The sequence below is a fragment of the Methanobacteriaceae archaeon genome (assembly GCA_030656015.1).
In the GTDB taxonomy this organism is placed as follows: Archaea; Methanobacteriota; Methanobacteria; order Methanobacteriales; family Methanobacteriaceae; genus UBA349.
Genome location: JAUSNX010000010.1, coordinates 63,037 through 82,775 on the forward strand (window position 1 = coordinate 63,037; position 19,739 = coordinate 82,775).

The 19,739-nt window shown below is 33.8% G+C and carries 20 protein-coding genes; 5 read left to right on the forward strand and 15 right to left on the reverse strand.

From position 1 onward, the window contains the following. Positions 1-5 precede the first annotated feature (5 nt). Positions 6-620 carry an L-threonylcarbamoyladenylate synthase gene (locus tag Q7I96_07710; GenBank protein ID MDO9627491.1) on the reverse strand — a complete coding sequence of 205 codons (615 nt, stop codon included), beginning with the start codon at positions 618-620 and terminating at the stop codon, positions 6-8. A 68-nt stretch (positions 621-688) separates the two neighbouring features. Here Q7I96_07710 and pgsA point away from each other — a divergent pair, with 68 nt between their 5' ends. The 3 genes from pgsA to Q7I96_07725 all read left to right on the forward strand — a co-directional run bounded on the left by pgsA (position 689) and on the right by Q7I96_07725 (position 2,243). Then, the gene (pgsA, locus tag Q7I96_07715) at positions 689-1,255 is read left to right on the forward strand and encodes an archaetidylinositol phosphate synthase (protein ID MDO9627492.1); all 567 of its coding nucleotides are present in this window, start codon (positions 689-691) and stop codon (positions 1,253-1,255) included. A 79-nt stretch (positions 1,256-1,334) separates the two neighbouring features. Further along, positions 1,335-1,568: a DUF357 domain-containing protein gene (locus tag Q7I96_07720; protein MDO9627493.1), complete on the forward strand. Its 234-nt coding sequence runs from the start codon at positions 1,335-1,337 to the stop codon at positions 1,566-1,568. An 18-nt stretch (positions 1,569-1,586) separates the two neighbouring features. Beyond that, complete coding sequence (locus tag Q7I96_07725; protein MDO9627494.1) at positions 1,587-2,243, forward strand: DUF434 domain-containing protein; 657 nt, start codon at positions 1,587-1,589, stop codon at positions 2,241-2,243. A 180-nt stretch (positions 2,244-2,423) separates the two neighbouring features. Here Q7I96_07725 and fbp read toward each other — a convergent pair whose 3' ends face one another. The 14 genes from fbp to Q7I96_07795 all read right to left on the reverse strand — a co-directional run bounded on the left by fbp (position 2,424) and on the right by Q7I96_07795 (position 18,148). Continuing rightward, positions 2,424-3,521, reverse strand: coding sequence for a fructose-1,6-bisphosphate aldolase/phosphatase (gene fbp, locus Q7I96_07730; GenBank protein MDO9627495.1), 1,098 nt, complete (start codon positions 3,519-3,521; stop codon positions 2,424-2,426). A gap of 376 nt (positions 3,522-3,897) precedes the next feature. Beyond that, the gene (gene thiI / locus Q7I96_07735; GenBank protein MDO9627496.1) at positions 3,898-5,046 is read right to left on the reverse strand and encodes a tRNA uracil 4-sulfurtransferase ThiI; all 1,149 of its coding nucleotides are present in this window, start codon (positions 5,044-5,046) and stop codon (positions 3,898-3,900) included. 78 nt (positions 5,047-5,124) lie between these two features. Further along, a complete protein-coding gene (locus Q7I96_07740; GenBank protein MDO9627497.1) occupies positions 5,125-6,384 on the reverse strand; it encodes a methanogenesis marker 16 metalloprotein in 1,260 nt (419 codons plus the stop codon). Between the two features lie 165 nt (positions 6,385-6,549). Further along, positions 6,550-6,717, reverse strand: a complete 168-nt coding sequence (locus Q7I96_07745; protein MDO9627498.1) for a hypothetical protein — start codon at positions 6,715-6,717, stop codon at positions 6,550-6,552. A gap of 1,573 nt (positions 6,718-8,290) precedes the next feature. Then, the gene (locus Q7I96_07750) at positions 8,291-8,632 is read right to left on the reverse strand and encodes a hypothetical protein (protein ID MDO9627499.1); all 342 of its coding nucleotides are present in this window, start codon (positions 8,630-8,632) and stop codon (positions 8,291-8,293) included. A gap of 295 nt (positions 8,633-8,927) precedes the next feature. Then, positions 8,928-11,642 carry an alanine--tRNA ligase gene (gene alaS, locus Q7I96_07755; GenBank protein MDO9627500.1) on the reverse strand — a complete coding sequence of 905 codons (2,715 nt, stop codon included), beginning with the start codon at positions 11,640-11,642 and terminating at the stop codon, positions 8,928-8,930. A 445-nt stretch (positions 11,643-12,087) separates the two neighbouring features. Then, positions 12,088-12,390: a 50S ribosomal protein P1 gene (rpl12p, locus tag Q7I96_07760; GenBank protein MDO9627501.1), complete on the reverse strand. Its 303-nt coding sequence runs from the start codon at positions 12,388-12,390 to the stop codon at positions 12,088-12,090. 144 nt (positions 12,391-12,534) lie between these two features. Next, positions 12,535-13,539: a 50S ribosomal protein L10 gene (locus Q7I96_07765; GenBank protein MDO9627502.1), complete on the reverse strand. Its 1,005-nt coding sequence runs from the start codon at positions 13,537-13,539 to the stop codon at positions 12,535-12,537. Position 13,540: 1 nt separating this feature from the next. Further along, on the reverse strand, positions 13,541-14,179 hold the full coding sequence (locus Q7I96_07770) for a 50S ribosomal protein L1 (GenBank protein ID MDO9627503.1): 639 nt from the start codon (positions 14,177-14,179) through the stop codon (positions 13,541-13,543). Between the two features lie 181 nt (positions 14,180-14,360). Next, positions 14,361-14,843 carry a 50S ribosomal protein L11 gene (locus tag Q7I96_07775; GenBank protein MDO9627504.1) on the reverse strand — a complete coding sequence of 161 codons (483 nt, stop codon included), beginning with the start codon at positions 14,841-14,843 and terminating at the stop codon, positions 14,361-14,363. Further along, complete coding sequence (locus tag Q7I96_07780) at positions 14,843-15,310, reverse strand: transcription elongation factor Spt5 (protein MDO9627505.1); 468 nt, start codon at positions 15,308-15,310, stop codon at positions 14,843-14,845. Before Q7I96_07780 ends, Q7I96_07775 begins: the two co-directional genes overlap by 1 nt. Before the next feature lie 333 nt (positions 15,311-15,643). Next, positions 15,644-15,823, reverse strand: a complete 180-nt coding sequence (locus Q7I96_07785) for a protein translocase SEC61 complex subunit gamma (GenBank protein ID MDO9627506.1) — start codon at positions 15,821-15,823, stop codon at positions 15,644-15,646. Positions 15,824-16,214: 391 nt separating this feature from the next. Then, positions 16,215-17,351, reverse strand: a complete 1,137-nt coding sequence (ftsZ, locus tag Q7I96_07790; GenBank protein ID MDO9627507.1) for a cell division protein FtsZ — start codon at positions 17,349-17,351, stop codon at positions 16,215-16,217. 233 nt (positions 17,352-17,584) lie between these two features. Then, positions 17,585-18,148, reverse strand: coding sequence for a pyruvate kinase alpha/beta domain-containing protein (locus tag Q7I96_07795; GenBank protein MDO9627508.1), 564 nt, complete (start codon positions 18,146-18,148; stop codon positions 17,585-17,587). Positions 18,149-18,476: 328 nt separating this feature from the next. Here Q7I96_07795 and comA point away from each other — a divergent pair, with 328 nt between their 5' ends. Together comA and Q7I96_07805 are read left to right on the forward strand one after the other, a co-directional pair. Then, on the forward strand, positions 18,477-19,253 hold the full coding sequence (gene comA, locus Q7I96_07800; GenBank protein MDO9627509.1) for a phosphosulfolactate synthase: 777 nt from the start codon (positions 18,477-18,479) through the stop codon (positions 19,251-19,253). 142 nt (positions 19,254-19,395) lie between these two features. Further along, positions 19,396-19,677, forward strand: coding sequence for a (Fe-S)-binding protein (locus tag Q7I96_07805; protein ID MDO9627510.1), 282 nt, complete (start codon positions 19,396-19,398; stop codon positions 19,675-19,677). Positions 19,678-19,739: the final 62 nt, after the last annotated feature.

A 19,739-nucleotide genomic window follows, 5' to 3' on the forward strand; every position in this document is an offset into this window, starting at 1 on the left:
ATATTTTAATCAAATAAATCCGAACTAAATTTTCCAGACCCCTTCCTAAGAATAATTGGTGGATTTAAGGTGAAATCAATAACTGTTGAAGCTTTATCCACCTGGGATGGACCTGCATCAATCACCAAGCCTAGTTCTGTATCAAGCTGTTCTAAAATTTCATCTACTGATTTTTTTGTTTCCTGACCCGAAATATTAGCACTAGTCGTAGTTATAGGGAATTTCTGAGATATTTTCTGGCAGATTTCACTATCCGGAATCCTTATACCAATAGTTTCACTCCCACCAGTTAATAATTCAGAAATGCAATCTTTTTTCTTCAAAATAATTGTAAAGGGCCCCGGCAATATTTTAGAGATAATAACCAATTTTTTAGAAGATATCTTGGCTATTTTAGGAATCCAATCAATATTAGAAACACATACGGAAATAGGTTTAGTAGTTGATCTTTTTTTAACCGAATATAATTCTTTTAAAGCATTTTCATCAAATATATTGGCCCCCAGGCCATACAATGTGTCCGTTGGATATAATATAATTTCTCCACTTTCCATTAATCGAATTGATTCTTCAATTAAGTCATCTTCAATTTTTTGGGGGTTAATTTTAACAATTTTCATTTTATCCACAAATTTCTAAAATAATATCTATACAAAGTATATATTAATTGAATTTATAAATTACCAGTATGCTTAATCGTTTAAGGCCCCGTGTTAAAAAATTTATAGATCCTCTGGCCAAAAGAATTAATATCAATCCTAACTATTTAACTGTTTTAGGACTTTTAATAGCGCTACTATCAGCATATATGTTTGCTATGGGTAATTTACTCTGGGGGGGGCTGTTAATAGCCCTTAGTGGATTTTTAGATATTATTGATGGTGCAGTGGCTCGTAATAACAATACCGCCACTAAATTTGGAGGATTTCTCGATTCGACCACTGACCGATTTTCAGATGCCATCATCATAATTGGAATAATATATGGTGGATTTGTAAATTGGATTTTTGGAATTCTGGCCCTTCATGCATCTTTGAGTGTAAGCTATGTTAGGGCACGAGCTGAAGTTGAAGGAATTCCTTGTGGAGTAGGAATTGCAGAAAGAGCTGAAAGAATGGTTATTTTAATGGCTGGAGCTTTCTTAGGTGCATTATTCAGTCCAAAAATAATGTCGGCAGCCATAATATTGATTATAGTTCTGGGTTATTTCACAGTTTTACAAAGAGTATATCATACCTGGAAATCTATGAAATAAATTACTTTAATGGCCATATTGTAGTAGGATAATGTTTTAAAGAAATTTTTTGGATAATAAATGTTTTAGAGGATTATAAATGGACTATAAAGAAAGAATTGAAATAGATATAGAAAAATTGGCCAAAAATTTAAAAGAAATTGAGTCTATAAAATTTAGTGAAAAGGAAAAAGAAGTTGTGGAAAGAGCAAAAAACTACGGTGATGACACCACTTATTATGCAAAGAAAGAAGATTACATGACTGCTTTTGGATGCATAACCTACTCGCATGGCCTTATTGATTCTTTAAGATTAATCCATAACCTAATTTAGTAACCGTGCCTTGGAGAGATGAAATTTAATTCCCAAGATAAAATTAAAAATGCATCACTTGACCTTAGATATTTACTTAATCAAAACTATCGCAAAAAAGTAGCCCTGAAATTTGTGGCCAATCACTACCTTTTGGATAAAAATTGCCGTAATTGCTTGGCCCGTTCTGTTTTTTCTGATTCTGTATCTCAATCCAGGAAATCTAAACTTGTTAATTTAGAGGATATTAAGAATAGTATTATTTTTTTAGATGGATACAATGTTATTATAACTGTTGAGAGTATTTTAAATAATGATAAAATTGTTTTAGCTGACGACGGCATTATAAGAGATACTCAGGCTGTTTTTGGAAAATATAAATTTAGAGAAATTACTATTTCTGCGTTATCTTTAATTTTTGATTGTATATCCCACCACCGTCCCAAATATATGGAATTCTACTTGGACAGACAAGTTAGTTTTAGTGGAAAGTTGGCCCAGGAAATAGAGGCGATGATGGAAAACTATGATTTAAATGGAAGGAGTATTTTATCAAACAATACAGACTACCGTCTTGTACAAGAATGTGGTAAGTCCCTCTGTATCATGGGTACAAGTGACGGAGTTATTATAGATAAAGTAGAAAAAGTAGTAGATATTCCACATTTCATTTTAAAGAAGTTGGAAAATGAGTAGTTCTAAAAATAAACAAAGCAAATTAGAAATTATGTATAGAAGTTAAATTAATCCTGATTTTAAAAAAATTAAAGAATATTCAATTAATTAATCTCATTAAATAGAATAATAAAAATTAAAATTAATAATTAAGTAATTATATAAATTAAAATTAAAAATAAAACATTAAATAGGTTAAACCTATTCCATGCTTTCAAATCTACTTTCTAATTTTTCTAGAACACCAGGTAATGAAGTGTATTCCATTTCATCAGCAGGTAACCTGTGTGGTTCGAAAGGTCCGTGTCTTCTCATGTAGTCAGCAATTTCAGCTGCTTGTTTTCTGGCTGGGTCGTAAGCAGGATCATCAAACATATCCGCAGGCCCTATGAGTTTACAATCAGCAATCTGGAATCCTAAAGCAATTACCCTCGGAGGTCCGTCAAATCGAACCGGATAAGCATCTTTTTGACCAACAGGCATTAATGGACCGTTGTGAGAACCTCTCATCCATCCTCCAACTAAGTGAGGGAAAGCAAATGGTTCTACTACTTCACCAGCAGCTGGGAATCCGGACTGTGCTCTTACTATAGCAACAGGGTCGTCTTTACCCACATATTGGCCAGCCATTAAGTTTAATCTTTCAGTACTTACTGCAGCAGCGATTTCATTGTCGTCTTTCCGGATAATCCGCTTAATAACGTATCTACCAGTGGATCCTAGTAAGGCCAGTGCATCGTACATTTCTTCTGGACAACTCATGGTCACTTTTCGGTGTTCCATTACATCGAAAATTTCGAATTTGTATCCATTGTGGAGAGATGGATCAATAACAAGTCCTGCAGTGTTAAATGGATCTGCAAACATTTTAAACAAAGGCATGTTAAATGCACCAGGTTCAGTTTTGTCCATACAGAAAACAACCACTGGGTCGCTTGGTCTTTCTTTGAATTCCATTTCTGCACATCCTGGACCCATTCCTTTAATGTTTCCAGAGAAAGTGTCAGATAATAAGTCCTGACCTGCACCATAGAGTTTTAATTCTCTTGCAACTTCAGTAGCTGCCATGAATGCATTAAATGCTAGTTCATGGATTTCTTCGTTTTCTTCACCTTGTCTGTGGGTCATGATAAGTTCAGTATCATCACCACAGTTGGTTATATAATAATCTTCAAGAAGTTCTTCTTCCCTTGCTTTTGCCAGGAACTCCTCACACTTGTCTAGTAAGGCCGGATGAGCCAAACCATGCCCTGCAACACTTCCAACATCTGCTTTTATTACACTAATAGTTGTTTTCATTCAAAAACACCTCCAAAAATATCAAATTCCCCAAAAATTTGTTTTTATAAAATATTTATAAAATTTGGGCAACAGGTACAATTTAATAAGTCAAAGAACTTTTAAAAAATGATTTAAAAATGTAAAATGACCTAATAAAATACCTAAAATAGTTTAAATCTTTTTATGAGTATAATCATTTTAAAATATGGTTAAGACTAGCATATAAAAGTTACTAATAACATTTTAAAGTTCAATTAAAAGGCCATTAATAAAAAAATATTTCTATAAAAAATTAGAAGCATTTTAAAAAACCATATGAATTGATCTTAGGCCATAAAAGTTTTTAAAATACATTTTTATAAATAATAGTTATTTCATAAACCTCTATATTTTTCTAAACAGTTTTTAAAGAATCAATAACTAATTTTAATTCATTATCCACACCAATAGCTTCCTGAGCATCAATAAGTCTTTCCATATCTGCATTAGTTTCTGGATATCTAGGAACCGCACTGCATCCACCATCCTGAATTATAGAAATTTCATAAGTACCTATTTTTTTGGCCATATTTTCAATTTCTACTTTGTCCATACCAATTAAGGGACTTAAAACCGGCATGGAAACCGAATTTCTGGTGGCTAAAAGATTCGGCAAGGTTTGTGAAGCTACCTGACCCACACTACTACCATCCACAATTCCCAGAGCGTTTTCTTTATTGGCCACCATTTCTGCAGTTTGATACATTCCACTTTTACATAAAACACAGGTCAGCTTTTCAGCCTCATCACTACACTTCTGTAAGTATTGGCCGTATTTGACCACTTTCAAGGTTAGTTTGACACCAGTAGAATATTCTCTAAGTTTCTCAACAATTTTTTGAACTTTATCCAATGCCTTAGGATCAGTAAAAGGTTCATTATCAAAGTGCAGGGCAGTTATTTGACATCCCCTTTTCATCATCATGTAAGCTGCCACTGGAGAGTCTATGCCTCCAGAAAGTAAGACAATTAACTTGCCCTGAGTTCCTACAGGTAGTCCACCCGGCCCTGCAATTTTTTGGTGATAAATGAAGGTCTCGTCCTGACGTGTTTCCACAAATATCTCCATTTGTGGGTTGGTCAAATCAACAGGTGCTCCAATCTTTCCTACAACTACTGATCCTGCAAAGGCCCCTAATTCCTGACTGGAGAAATCGTGTTCTCCTACTCTACGACTTCTAATAGCAAATGGTGTTTTAGAAGAAATTAATCCATCTGATTCAAGTTTATCGACATATATTTCCATATCTTCAGCAATTTTATCAAAATCAGTTATGGTAGTTATGGCAGGAGAGAAAGAAACTATTCCAAAAACTTTGGCCAGTTTATCTAAGGCCTCATCATAATTAGCCGGTTTTATAAATACTCTACCCTGAATTACTTTAATCTCACATTCAAATGAACTTTTAATGTTTGAAACCAATTTATTTTCAAATCTTCGCCTCACACGAGGACTTTTAATACCCAATTCACCATATCTTGCAATTATTACGTCATATTCTATCACTGAATCACCAAATTAAACTTTTAAATATATTAATCATATCCATACATTATCAAACAGGTTAGATGCATTTTGTCCTTAAAAACAATTATTAATCAAGAAGCTACCATTTTCTATTCTTTCTTTAAGTTCCGAAGTAATTTCTCTGGCCCGCTTAAGGTCTGATTGTCTACATGCAATAGGTACATCTACTTCACCCTGAGCAAGTTTAAGTTCTACTGAGCCAGTATTCATTTCAAATGTACCATATTCACAGGAATAAGCACACATTCCACAACCAAAACATTTTTGGGCATCTAATAAATCCGTGAAGGCCATGGTAGGGCATCTTTGCCTCACAATACATTCAGCACAGTTTGCACATTTTTCTGAGTGGTAAATTGGCCTCAAATCGGCCCCATCCCACATTTCACCATAATTGGTTTCAGTAAGAGGTAGATGTCGCCCTTTAATATCTGCCACAGGAAGTTTAATGTCAGTATTCTTAATAAATGTCCTCTCCAGAACTTCCTGACTGGTTATAGGAATTGCAATGGCCACCGAATCAAATATTTCCTGGCCGGCCGCTGTTTTAAAACCGCCCAGATAATGAGCATCCATATCATGCATATCCGCAGCTAACATTAGATTGGGTTTTTCAGGAGTGCTCCGAGTACCATTATCCATTATAAATCCTTCAGAACCATTTAAAAGTATTTTACTTCCCATAGAGATGGTCTGCATTAATGGATCATTTTGAAGAGGGTTTATTTCTCCACAACCCGAAAATGAAAGGCCTTTGAATGGTCCTTCCATATCTATGGCATGGAATATGGAGGATATGGCCTCTTGATTGGGATTTGTAAATGCCGTGTAATTTTTAAAGGCCATGCGGGTACCAATCATCTTGGCAGTGCCCATTTCTTCCAGAGTAGTGGTTGATTTGATTATTTCTCCACGTATAGATTCTACTTCGATTTCAATCTCATTTCCAGCCACCATGTCCTTGAATAAGAATCCCCCACCATATTCATGATCTTTTACACTGTGGGCTGTTCCATAAATCATTAAATCCACAGAACCCAGCCATTCATTGGGACATGGGCCGGGAAATCCAGGGACTCCATTTAAGTAGATTTTTTTGGCCTTTTTAAATGAGCCTGGCTCACCTACTTTCAAGTGTAATAGTGCTGCAGTTCCAGACATTATCCCACAAGTCCCGGTGGTAACTACATCTACTTCATCAACACCAGGTTTTTCACCATTCATAACCATTTGAGTTATTTCTTCCGCAGTTAAGACCTTGGCCTCGCCATTTGTAATTTTCTGATTAATTTCTTCAATAGTACGATTCAAAATAAACCCTCATTAGAGTAACCATGATAATTATTATATTATCTGCTCTTTTAATAAATATTTACTAATAATAAAAATAATATGATTTAAAAATATTTTATTCCTTTATAGATGAAAAGAATGTGTTTAATAAAAAATGAATAAAGTAATATAAAAAATATTTAATTTTTAGGGTATTGCAAAATATTTTCGGTATGCTCCCGCACCAAACCAGATTATAATTGCCACCAAAAGACCATATTTCCAATCATAAAGCCCAAATATTCCTCCAAGAAAAACTAAAAGACCTACAAAACCCAAAATATATAATAAGAAATCCTTTTGCCTATCTTCCATCTTTTGACCTCCATTATATAATAAATGCATATTTCAACTTATTACTTATATATGGACATTATCATATAAATAGAACTGGGCTTTATAAATTAAATGAAATAACTAAAGATAATGGTTTATTTTAAATAATAACCCATTTCGTCTCGCCCTGTTTGTTTAAAATTATTAGAAATAATTTCCAAGTTCATTTGGGCCTTTTTGAATTCGGCCTCATCGTGCTGATCTTTGTCTTTAGTTTTTAACCGTTTTTAAGATTTTATCTCTTAAAAACTGCTTAACTGATTTTTAATATTCTGAATATTTTTAAATAGATGAATAGTATTCGGTTCCTAAAAAAACGACGAATAAAATTCCAGGTATTAAAGCATCTTGAACGTAGAACCGAGAAAGAAAGAAAAAGCGGATAATACAAATGAAAATAATATCAACAAATAAATTATTTTCATATTATGTCCTCGCCCCGCCTTACAAAGCACCCTTTTTTCGTTTATTAATATAAGCTTTGCAATGGGGGATAATTAAACATATTAAAATTATAGTTTGAAAATAAAACAAATTTCTATCTCCTAAATAATTATTTGTTCCAAATAAGATATAAATTAAAATTAATCCCCATAATGCAAATAAACTAAAAATAGCAATATAAAAATTTTTTTTGTATCCTTTATAATTAAATATTACTGACATTATCACCAATATACCTAAAAATATAAGAAAAAAATTAATGTAGACTCCAAATAAAAGATATAACGCTCCAATAATTATTCCAAAACAACCTATTATTATCAATAAAATTAAACTATTTTTCATAAAAAATCACTTCACAAAGTTTTGTATTGTATTAACTAATAATAATTCTTTCTATAATAAATAAAACAATTCATTCAGCAATAATGGGTAGGTTACACTTTTAAACAGTTCCATGAACGAAAAGAGCAGTTATGTATTAAAAATAATTCATTTATAAATTTATTTTTTAGATTAATGATTCTCGTTTTTTTATACACTCTTTCGTATTAAGAAATATAACAGAGCCAAAAAGGAAATAACATCAACAACGACTGTTAAATAACAATCGCTGTTCATATATACATTATTTTTAACATATAATTCCGTATTTTAGATTAACATGTCTTGTTTATTACATTAAGCAATTAAAACCCTGCTTAAAAATATTAATCTATGTACTATTACTTACAGTATATTATTCATTCATTATAAAAAATTTTGGTAATGAATTTATTTGGGTTTAAATAATCAATTAAATAAAAAAAAATTAATTAAAGTGATATTTGAATTCAGAAAGCTCCTTGGCCCCGATAAGGATTCAATTACAACTTTAAATAAATATCCCATTACAAAGATCCAACAAAATAAACAAATAAATGTTGGATAATTTATCTTGGCCATAATGAAGAGTACATGGAGAAAAACTAATCAAACCAGAATGCCCAGAAAAAGAAATCACATACCATTAGAATAAATGATAAGTCAAAGAAACAATTATTATGACCCTAATACTAATAAATAATCGATTCTGTTCCTATTTTCAATATGTAATTCATCTTTATAATCAAGCTTTTATTTTACGAATATATGTTATACCAAAAGTAATCATGAAACTTATAAAAAGTCCAGTTTGAATATAAAATATAGCCTTATTTTCTAAATATTCATTTGTTCTAAATAAGAAAATATAAAGTAACATTAATCCCCATATTGCAATTACACTAAAATTGGCCATATAATAAATTTTATTATAATAACCTTTGTTTTTAAATACTCCAACTATAATCAAGAGTATTCCACCTAACATAACAGATATGTAAGGCAACAATTCACCAAAATAAAATGAGGGTAATCCCATAAGTATAGCAATACACCCAATTATAATTAGTTTTGAACCTGTTTTCATTTTAACTACCTTACCACACCATTATAACATATTTTTTACTAAAGAGGTCTCAATAACATTAAAATGGGTTTTAGATTCTTCATAGTTTACCTCAATACAAATTATTAATATAATCATATTATGTAAAAAAAGTAATATTTAATAATTTCCAAAATTATGTTATCAATAGCTTTTTATATAATATATGAATAATATGTAATACTCTAATAAAAATAAAAAATAGTAAAATGAAGTAGAATCAATACCGATAGATCTAATTATCCAAAATTAAAGAGAAATAAAAAATAAAAAGAGATTATAAACTCTTTTTAAGATTATCCAAGGCCAGATCAAGAGCCTCAACCATCTTATCAAATTTAGGCCCAGCACCTTGAGCAAGGTTAGGTCGGCCTCCGCCTCCGCCTCCGAGAACTGCTGCAGATTCTTTAATTATTTCATTTATTTTAACACCTGCAGCCATGGCCTCTTTAGATGAAGAACCTACGATTTTACCTTCTAGGTTACCTAAAATGACCACGTCAAATTCTCCATCGGCATCAGTCAAATCCAGGGCCATTTTCTGCATTTCACCCATGTCCGCTTCAATCATGTCTTTGAGGACCTTTAAATCCCCAATGGTTTCGGATTTACCTGCCAGACCTTCGGCTTTTAAAGCAGCCATCTGATCTCTAAGTCGGTTTAATTCATTTTTAAAGGCCTTCCATTCATTAAAGAATCTATCACATGTTTTAGGGAGCTGATCAGCATTGACCTTGAAAATATCTGCACTTTCCATTAAGAATCTGTCATTTCGCTGCATGGATTCCACCGCAGCAGCACCTGCAGAGAAATCGACTCTTTCAACCCCATCCTGAACTCTTTCGGTCTTATTAATCTTAATAATTCCAATATCCCCAGTTCTAATAACATGAGTACCAGCACAGGCCTGCACGTCCACTTCTGGAATCTCAATAACCCTTATAGAAGAGCCAGGGACTATTCCACCTTGATAAAGAATAAATCCGTATTTTTTCTCGGCCTCAGTACGATTCATCCAGTTCACATCTAATGAAACATTTTTCATGACGTACTGATTGGCCAGGGCTTCAATTTGATTTATTTCTTCAGAGGTTATACGTTTGTAATGTGAAAGGTCTATTCTGGATCTTTTAACTCCTTTTTGGGCCCCGGCTTGCCAGATGTGATCACCCAAGATTTTTCGGGCGGATGCTACAATCAGGTGAGTAGCTGTGTGGTTACGGGCCAGGGCAATACGTCTATCCCAGTCAATTGCACCTTTAATCTCTTTCCCAATAATATCCGAAACTTTAGATAATTCTTCACATTTTTCAGAGTCAATTTTATGTAAAACAACATTATCCAATTTTTCAGCGTGTTTTACATGGATTTGTTCACCATCAATCTCCAGATATCCAATATCCGAAGGTTGGCCTCCTCCTTCAGGATAAAACACCGTTTGATCCAAGATAACATTTTCTTTATAAAATCCCAGAACTTTAGCTTCAAGCTCTATTTGAGATGGATCATCATAGAACAACAGTTTAGTGGCTGGATAATCCAGTTCAACCGGCACTTTTTCTTCTACCGCTTCTTCCTCGTGTTCATTGGCCACTAGAGTATAGAAATTATCTGGAACATTTACTGGGAATTGAAGATCTTCTGAGATTTCTTTTATGGTTTCAGGAGGTATTCCTTGAGAATCATAGAGTTGAATAAGCATATCCAGCGGCATTTCATCTTTATTTTCCTTTTTAAGATGATTAATACTCTTTTTAACCAAGTTTCTTCCTTTAGAAACAGTTTTAGCGTATCTTTTCTCTTCTAGATTAATGATATTATGAATATGGTCCTGGTGTTTTAAAATCTCCGGATAATGGGAAGCCATGAAGTCAGATTGGATATTCATTACATCTGAAAGTGATTCCTTCATTCCCAAATCATGCATGAATCTTATGGTCCTTCGCAAGACCAGACGGGCCAAATATCCCTCTTTTACATTGGAAGGAATGACCCCATCGGCCAGCATAAAGGCCAGACATCTAGTGTGATCCGCCACAACATAAATAGCCTCCATTGGTTCAGCAGATTTTTCCAGTTCTTCTACCGTAATCCCTAGACGATCCGCCACTTGCTGTCTCAAGGCTCTTAAATCAGCAAAGGTTTCAATGTCCATCATACCAGCTACTTTAGCATTTTCAGCCAGAATTTGCTGGTCAACATCTACTCCGGTGATATCCTTAAGTTGGTCAATAACTGGTCCAAAACAAGCATCATAGGCCGTAGGAGTTCCCTGAGATATCCAGGCAAATCTTTCCAAACCATACCCAGTATCTACAATAGTCAATGGTATTTTTTCCTTTTTTCCACCTGGAAGAGTCCGGTATTGAATAAATACTAAGGTGGCCAGTTCCACTCCCCGCACACAAATCTCGTAACAAGGGCCGGCATTTCCTCCGCCTTCCCACCAGGATTCAATGAAGGTTATTTCTGCAGGATTAATTCCAATATGTTCAATAAAATCATGACAGTATTTTACGGTCTCATTTTCCCAGTAAACTTGATTATCTGGAGTATTAAATGCATGGTGACCACCCATAGTAAAACAGGTCATGTGCCGACCGGTTCGACCTACATTGTCCACATCATTGAGCCTTATAGAAGGTTGGGCCACTACCAGTGGATTAGCTGGTGGTTCTACCATTCCCGAAGATACCCATGGCTGGAAATTGTAAATAGATGCTCCTACTAAGAAAACATCATCCCGCCAGCGCTTGGCCAGTACCGGGTAGCGCTCAATGGGTGTGTGTCCATTTTTCTGGAAAAAATCCTTGAAAGATTTTTGAATTTGATAGAGGTCGTATTTCTTCTTGGTAGCTGGATTTCCAATGAACTCGTATTTGTCACAGGGAGCGTCCCCACAAGTATTACGATCATCTATTGACCAGAAATCATTTCCACAGGCCACACAAGTGCTTTTTTTGTATCCTAGTTCTTCAAGCTGGTGAGACATAGTAATCAGTTGTAAAATTTGTTAGTTCTAAAATTATAAATTTAAATTAGTTATATTAAAACCAGGTTATGATTTAAAAAAACTTTTTTTAAAATTTAAATTATTATATTAGATTTATATTATAGTTTAAAAAACTTTTTTATTAATTTTAATAGTTTAATGACTATACTTGATGAGTTATGAAAATTAATGAATAAATTAATGAATAAATCTTTTATTTTCGATTTAATTAAACTACTAAAATTTTAAAATATGTTGAAAATAATGTTAGAAGCCATGTGATTTAAAATTGATAAAATGAATGAGTAAAAGTAGTAAAATAAAATAAGCGATTAAAATAAGCAGTTTATCCCATAGCGAATGTTAAATTATATGAATTAAATTTATTTCAGTTATTAATTGATTGAATTTGATTAAAAAGAAAAATAAAAAAAGAAAAGAAGAATTATCCGAAGAGAGCGCCGAGACCGGCAGCAGCTTCTTCTTCTTGTTCTTCTTCGTCTTCTTCCTCTTCCTCTTCTTCAGCAGCGGCTTCAGCTACAGGAGCTGCGGCTACAGGAGCTGCGGCAGCTACGGCGGTTTTTTCCATAGCTTCTTCAATGTCCACATCTTCTAGAGCTGCGATTAAAGCTTTAATTCGAGCATCATCAGATTCTGCTCCAGCTGATTCTAAGACCTTTTTAACATTTCCTTCATTAATTTCTTCACCAGTGGTGTGCAATAACATTGCTGCGTATATGTATTCCATTTGATCACCTCAAATTTCTCTTATCAAATTTATTACTAAATTAAGCTAAATTTAGCTATTTTTAGTTTAAACCATACAGATGGTATTTTTAATTAAATTTTAATTAATTTTGGCTAATTAATTAGTAATTTTAAACATTCAGAACTATCCGAAAAGAGCTCCGAGTCCAGCTGCTGCGTCTTCTTCCTCTTCCTCTTCTTCTTCCTCATCAGGCTCTTCTTCTTTCTTTTCTTCAACAACTGGTGCTTGAGTAGCACTTGCTGCTAGTTTTTCAAGAAGTTCTTCATCGACAGCACTGGAATCTTGTTCAGATAATGCAGTTGCTAAAGCAAGCATTTGAGCATAAGCTTTGGCCAGTAACATGTCAGAAGTTTTAGATGTGAGCACAGATGCGTTGAATGCGAGGTTGATGGATTGAGTTGCTGCTTTCTGGATGATAACAGGAGTAGACTCTTTGTTGTAAATAACCGCATTTACAGACAAGTTTAATGCCTGAGAAAAGGCCTTTTGAACGTCTGAAAGGGTTTTTTCTTCATCGATAGTCAATAAATCAGCAGTGTAAACGGTTTCGTCTTCATAAGCTGCTTTAAGATCTATTCCTACTTCCATAGGATGTATGTCCAAACGGGTCAAAATACCAGCCACTTTAGCTGAAACTTCTTCTCCAGCTTTAACTACTACTTGATCCTTTTGTACAACAATTTTACCCTTTTCAATCTTTGCTGGAATGCCTACCTGTTGTAATTCACCTAGAATAGGACCTGGTGGAAAACCAGTATCTCCCTTAGGAACTACTATGTCCTCATTAGCAATAGCACCGGCCTTTGCAGGAGCGGATGTTTTATTACTTTCTAAGATTTTAAATAGCTTGAAAGGGTTCATGTTGGTGAACACTAATGCAGGTTGACCATCCATGTGATCTGCAAGAGCATTAATGCTTCCTTTTTTGTCGGAATCATCCAGGGCCAGACTAATCAGGGTTTTTTTGGACATTCGAATGGTGGCGTTATCCCTTAGGGTCTGCCGCATTTTTTGCAGCTGACGGGCAGGAATATCTGATAAGTTGGCGATTCCCACCACTTCAAAACTGTTGATCAGTTCTTTAAGGTCATTTACCTCATCCTTTTTCCATTCAGCCACGTGAGCCATTTTAAACCACCCTCACTACTGGACCCATGGTTGTTTTAATATACATGGATTTTATCTGATTTCTTCCTTTCTCTAGTTTACGGTCAAGAATGCTGAGAACTGCTTCGATATTGTCTGCAATCAATTCTTCATCCATGTCCTGTGTTCCCACTAAAGTTTGAATTACAGGTTGGTCTTTGATTTTGACTTTCACAGTACTTTGTAGCCTAGTTATAATAGGTTCTGGCTTTGCTGATGCAGGTACTGGTTGAGGCATTTTTTTCCGAGGCCCTAATACAGGTCCCAGGAATCTACCTACCAGCGGCATCATGTCCGCCTGAGCTACAAAGAAATTGTGTCGATTAGCAAGCTTTTTGGCTTCTTTCCGGTCTTTACCCAGATCTTCCAATCCAGTTTTAGTGATTACTAAATCTGCACCGGCCTTTTCAGCTTGAACAGCCAGTTCACCATCTGCGATAAAAGCGATTTTAACCTCTTTTCCGCGTCCATTTGGTAGAGAGACTACTTCGTCAAACCTATTTTCAGGTTTATTGACGTCCAAATCCTTGATGTTTATAACAACATCAATGGATTGTGTGAAGTTTCTCGGCTTGGTCTGTTCTTTAGCCTTCTTCACCGCTTCCATTATCTCTTGTTTCATATAAATCCTCCATGAACTTTCTAAAATAAAAAGTTCACTATTTTGGATATTTAGGTTTTAGGTGATCAATCGTAATTAATCACGTAAATGTAATTTGTGAATTAGACATTTATAATAATCATATTTAACCTATTTGGTAAATTGATATAAATTGATAAATGTCTACAACTCAAGATTTAACTTAAGCTAATAAAATGTCGTCGTAAGTACCCTGATCTACTTCTTTTTGAGCTTCGCGAGGATCTTTACCATCAACAGTTATGCCCATACTTACACAAGTACCCATAACTTCTTTAGCTCCGTGTTTGTAGTCATTGGCCAAAAGAGTATCAAATTTCATTCTGGCAACTTTCAGGGCCTGTTCAACAGACAGGTCAGCCACTTTATCCATTCCAGGATCTTGGGAGCCTTTTTCAATATTTAACTCATCCATGATCAGGGCAGTGGTTGGTGGAGTTCCAATTTCAATTTCAAATTCTTTAGTAGAACTATCTACAATGATTTTTACAGGTACTTTCATTCCTGCAAAATCAGAAGTTTTGTTATTTATTTGTTCTACTACTTGCATCATATTAATTCCTAACGGACCAATCGCAGGACCTAATGGTGGACCTGGAGTGGCTTTTCCGCCTTCTATGAGAATCTCAACGGTATCTTTAGCCATTAGTCAGCCTCCTTTTGTATTATTCTAATTTGATCAGCTTTAACGGTTACTGGGATAGGTACTGCGGCCTCAATAAGTTCAAGAACCACTTCTTCCCTGGATTCATCAATACGAACCACTTTTGCCTTTTCTCCTTTGAAAGGGCCTGAGATAAGTTCTACAATACTACCTTTCTTTATGGAAGCAATTATTGGTTCAGGTTTTAAGAATCTTCTTACCTCTTCAAATGTTATGGCATTTTTGCCTTCAACAATACCTCGTAAATGAGGTACTTTTATTGCAGGGTTTTGCATGTCTATTTTAGAGGAAGACTCCACTAAAACATAACCTTTCAATGATTCAGGGACTAAAATAGCGTTAACCTCAATACCACTATTTTTTACCTTTCTAGCCAGCAATCTAGCCACGTTTTTCTCTTGACCTACCGAGGTCTTGAGAGCATATATGGAGTTTATACTATCTTCCATTAAACACACAACCTTATAAATATAATTCCATTTAGGTTCATTTGAATCTGAATCATGAAAACATGATATTAAAAAATATCAAGAAATAGTAATTAATAAATTATCTATTCTATTACTTGTTTAACAAGCAGACACCAATGAATATAAACAGATATCACTAGATTCAAATTTTATTGTTCGAAATATTATTTTTTTAATATAATATAAATTTTAACTAAGGAACTATAATAATATAACTTAAATTAATTTTCTAACCATCAGCTTAATAATAATCTAATCAATTATAATAGTTCTTAATAATTTATTTTTATATTTGTTATATCATCTTTTTATTTATCCACCAAATATAGAAGCGGAAATATTTATTATAAAACCTATAACACCGATGATTATAATTCCTAACCCTGTTATTTTAGCAACATTAATAAATTCTGTTCTATCTGGTTTTTTAGATACATGCAGTACTCTTTGACATTGTTTTAGAAAACTTATAGTAGATTCTTTATAACTCATGAAAATCCCTACTAATTAACCCTATTAATAAAATGCTAAAAATAAGGAATAAAAAATATTTTTACAGATGGTATAGTACTTATCCTCAAGGATTTATAAAGCTTTCCTTTTCGAATATTTATACAAAAGTTAAAGTTTATGGTTGGGGGGATAAGAGGGGTAGTAAATACAATATAATACTTTAATTAGTGTAGATAACCACCATACCATCTAAATTTAATTTAATGACTGCATACTCCACTAATATCTACAATTAAGAATTTTAAATACTTAAATTTGTAGATTACCCAGTTTAGACAAGTAGATATCTGTTCAGACCTAATACTTTAATATTTATTATAATTCATACCAGATTAGACCTGTATCTGAGATTCTAGAAAGATACTATGGCTTAAAATACACCATCAATAAATTCTTCTAGAGCAGATTCTTTAACAGTTTCTCTTTCTCTTTCTTCTACATATTCCCTTTCAGTCGGTGTGCCGAAAATATGAGGAGATTTTACCCCTGCAACCACAATAGTGGTTCTGATAACATTTTCCAGATCTTCCTGAATCTGTGCACCCCAGATAATATTTGCATCAGGATCCAGTTCATCAGCTACTATCTGTACAATCTTTTCAGCTTCATTTAAGGTCAGATCAGAACTTCCAGATATGTTTATAAGTGCACCTTGAGCATTAGAAATATCCAGATCAAGTAATGGGCTGTTTAAAGCTTCATGAACTGATTCTAAAGCTCGGTCTCCCGATTCTGATTCTCCCATACCAATCATGGCCATACCAGATCCTTTCATAATACTTCTAATATCAGCAAAGTCTAGGCTTACCAAACCAGGTCGGGTGATTAATTCTGTGATTCCCAATACAGCGCGACCTAAAAGCTCATCAGCGACCATGAATGCCTTATTTAAAGGCAAATTAGGTGCTACTTCCAGAAGTTTGTCATTAGGAATAACTATTACTGTATCCGCGGCACTTTGAAGTTTTTCTAAACCCTTTTCAGCGTTTTCTCTTCTCCTTAAACCTTCTGCACTAAACGGCATAGTGGCGACGGCTATGGTTAATGCACCTGCTTTTTTGGCGAGTTTGGATATGACTGGTGCTGAACCAGTTCCAGTTCCTCCTCCAAGACCACAGGTTACAAACACCATGTCTGCACCATCTAATTCTTCCCTTATATCGTCTTCACTTTCTTCGGCACACTCTTCTCCGACATCAGGCACGCCACCGGCCCCCAAACCGCCACATGTCTTCCTTCCGAGAAGTATTTTACGATGAGATTCGCTATAAAACAAATCTTGAGCATCAGTATTTACTGCTAGAGTTTCGGCCCCTTCAATACCAATCTCAGTTAAACGAGATATGGTATTATTACCAGCACCACCGGCACCAACTACATATATCTTGGCCCGACTCTCTTCAATAATACTTCTGAGGTCTTCGTCAATTTCCGTGTCCACTCGTGTAGGACGTTGCTTATCTATTCTCTTTTCAGATTCCTTTATGGCATCGTTTATGAATTTCACTTACTACCCCCACATCAATCTATGGAATGTGTTATTGTATTAACTTATATTTAAAAGCAACGGTAATTGGGTAACAACTGCCCCCACCAGTTACCATTTTTGACCCTTGAGGGTGTAGTCAAATGTTGCTTGTCACACCAACTTTATAGAATTTTATTGAGGTTTAGAAATTAATCTTTGGTCAATTAAAAGTTCAAATTTACCATAAGACAATTGATAAAAATCAAAAATTGTTAAGGTCGTGGCATGGCTATTATTTCATGTATTCTCAAATCAAAAATACTATTCATATGGGCTGGAGTTAAAACAACAGCTGCATCGGCTCCACGAGCTGTTCCTCCCACGGCAATTATCTCTTGGTCCATTGGAATAATTCCTCCATCCGCAGCCATGATGCTTATTTCTACACAGACTTTTACACCCTGAGAAATCATTCTAAATGTTGCAGCAATGATTTCTACAGGGGTGACACCACCAAACTTGTTGGAAATTCCCCTACCAACCCCACTTAAAGCATGCGAACTGGTGTAAGTATGAATATCCTTTTCATTAAGTTTTTTTTCAATTTCAGAATCTATCTCTAACTGCCCTTTCTCTTTAAAACCGGCATGATGAGTAACACTCACAATTGTTACATCATCTATTTTTTCTGCAATTTTAAGAGCCGTTTTACCAGAAACTGATGCTACAAGAATAGTTTTAATACCTAATCCTTCCTTTCTGGATTTAACTAATTCTATTAATTCATCAGTATTATTTTCCCCCGGATTTTCAAAATAATGAATGGTTTTTTGCATTTTTTCACCTTTAAGAGATTATGTGGAATTTTAAATAATAATTAAGGATATATATTAGAAATTATAACTTTAGGAATAATTTAAGATTAATGTAAATTTATTACTATTTGATTACAATTTAATTAAGAATATTGCATAATAATATTATATTTTAAACCACAAATATATATTAATATAATTAAAGATGATTTTTCAATTAAAAGAATTATTGATGAATCAATTGAAGATATAGTAAAATGAAAATTGAATCAATGCAAATAACTTATAATTTCATTTTATTAATGATTAATACTCATCTAACATTTCTAAAATTATAAAACGTGATATAATGAATGCATTCAAATTTTTAGCACCATTAAGACTTGAAAAACCTCGTAAAGACGGCATTACCATGGTATTAGATAAAGGACTGGGTCTAAAAACAGCAGAAGACTTAATGGAGATATCTGGAAATTATGTTGATTTCCTGAAATTTGGATGGGGAACTGTATCCATCCATAATAAAAAGATTATCCAAAATAAAATCGACATGTATGATTCTTATGGAGTAGATGCCTATCCTGGAGGAACTCTTTTTGAACTGGCCTATGTCCAAAAAAAGATTCCAGAATACTTTGAAGAAGCATATAGTCTTGGTTTCAAAGCATTAGAAATATCAGATGGGTCCATTGATCTTCCTTTAGAAGACAGATTATCATATATTTCTGAAGCTAAAGATAAAGGTTTTAAAGTAATTTCCGAAGTGGGAAAGAAAGATCCCGATGAAGATCTAAAATTAACACTTGAAGACAGAGTTAATCTAATAAAAATGGATTTAGAATCAGGTTCATCCAATGTATTGATTGAAGCTCGAGAAAGCGGACAAAATATTGGTATATTTGATAAAAATGGAAATGTAAAGGAAGATGAAGTGGATTATTTATTGAATAATCTTCCTTCAGAAAAACTAATTTGGGAAGCGCCTCAAAAGAGTCAGCAGGTTTATTTCATATTAAAAATTGGTTCTGAGGTTAACTTAGGAAATATCCCTCCTGAAGAGATAACCTCACTAGAAACCATGCGTAGAGGCCTTAGGGGAGATACTTTAGGAAAAGTGAATCTCTAACTAAAAATAGGGAATGAAATAGCCTATTAATATCTAATCAAGAATTTAATTAATAATTTAAATCATTTTCTACTTTTCAAAATTTTCCATTATTCAATAATACTATTTTATTTATATAATCCATTAAATGAGGCAATATCAAATGATAAATAATGATAAATCCAAGAAATCTTTTAAAAAAGAAGATTTATCAAAACTTCTTCCAAGTAAAAACTGTGGAATGTGTGGATATGCTCGATGCGATGAATTTGCAGGAGCCTTGCTGAAAAACCACACTAATCTTGAGAAATGTCGCGTGATTTACTATAAAATTTTTGAAGAAAACCTTAAAGAACTTGAATCAATTTTAGAAGAAGAAGAAGAAGAAGAAGAAGGGAAAAAAGAGAAAATTACTTCTAAAGAAGGGAAAGCCTTGGCCTTCTAAAAATGTTAAAAAAATTTGGAATGATGAAATTATCCCAAATTCTATATTAACTTCAAGTCATT

Excerpts from the sequence above, each read along its gene's own strand:
- Q7I96_07710 (MDO9627491.1), bottom strand. The coding sequence starts at position 620 with ATGAAAATTGTTAAAATTAACCCCCAAAAAATTGAAGATGACTTAATT.
- pgsA (MDO9627492.1), top strand. The coding sequence starts at position 689 with ATGCTTAATCGTTTAAGGCCCCGTGTTAAAAAATTTATAGATCCTCTG.
- Q7I96_07720 (MDO9627493.1), top strand. The coding sequence starts at position 1,335 with ATGGACTATAAAGAAAGAATTGAAATAGATATAGAAAAATTGGCCAAA.
- Q7I96_07725 (MDO9627494.1), top strand. The coding sequence starts at position 1,587 with ATGAAATTTAATTCCCAAGATAAAATTAAAAATGCATCACTTGACCTT.
- fbp (MDO9627495.1), bottom strand. The coding sequence starts at position 3,521 with ATGAAAACAACTATTAGTGTAATAAAAGCAGATGTTGGAAGTGTTGCA.
- Q7I96_07745 (MDO9627498.1), bottom strand. The coding sequence starts at position 6,717 with ATGGAAGATAGGCAAAAGGATTTCTTATTATATATTTTGGGTTTTGTA.
- Q7I96_07750 (MDO9627499.1), bottom strand. The coding sequence starts at position 8,632 with ATGAAAACAGGTTCAAAACTAATTATAATTGGGTGTATTGCTATACTT.
- alaS (MDO9627500.1), bottom strand. The coding sequence starts at position 11,642 with ATGTCTCACCAGCTTGAAGAACTAGGATACAAAAAAAGCACTTGTGTG.
- rpl12p (MDO9627501.1), bottom strand. The coding sequence starts at position 12,390 with ATGGAATACATATACGCAGCAATGTTATTGCACACCACTGGTGAAGAA.
- Q7I96_07765 (MDO9627502.1), bottom strand. The coding sequence starts at position 13,539 with ATGGCTCACGTGGCTGAATGGAAAAAGGATGAGGTAAATGACCTTAAA.
- Q7I96_07770 (MDO9627503.1), bottom strand. The coding sequence starts at position 14,179 with ATGAAACAAGAGATAATGGAAGCGGTGAAGAAGGCTAAAGAACAGACC.
- Q7I96_07775 (MDO9627504.1), bottom strand. The coding sequence starts at position 14,843 with ATGGCTAAAGATACCGTTGAGATTCTCATAGAAGGCGGAAAAGCCACT.
- Q7I96_07780 (MDO9627505.1), bottom strand. The coding sequence starts at position 15,310 with ATGGAAGATAGTATAAACTCCATATATGCTCTCAAGACCTCGGTAGGT.
- Q7I96_07785 (MDO9627506.1), bottom strand. The coding sequence starts at position 15,823 with ATGAGTTATAAAGAATCTACTATAAGTTTTCTAAAACAATGTCAAAGA.
- Q7I96_07795 (MDO9627508.1), bottom strand. The coding sequence starts at position 18,148 with ATGCAAAAAACCATTCATTATTTTGAAAATCCGGGGGAAAATAATACT.
- comA (MDO9627509.1), top strand. The coding sequence starts at position 18,477 with ATGAATGCATTCAAATTTTTAGCACCATTAAGACTTGAAAAACCTCGT.
- Q7I96_07805 (MDO9627510.1), top strand. The coding sequence starts at position 19,396 with ATGATAAATAATGATAAATCCAAGAAATCTTTTAAAAAAGAAGATTTA.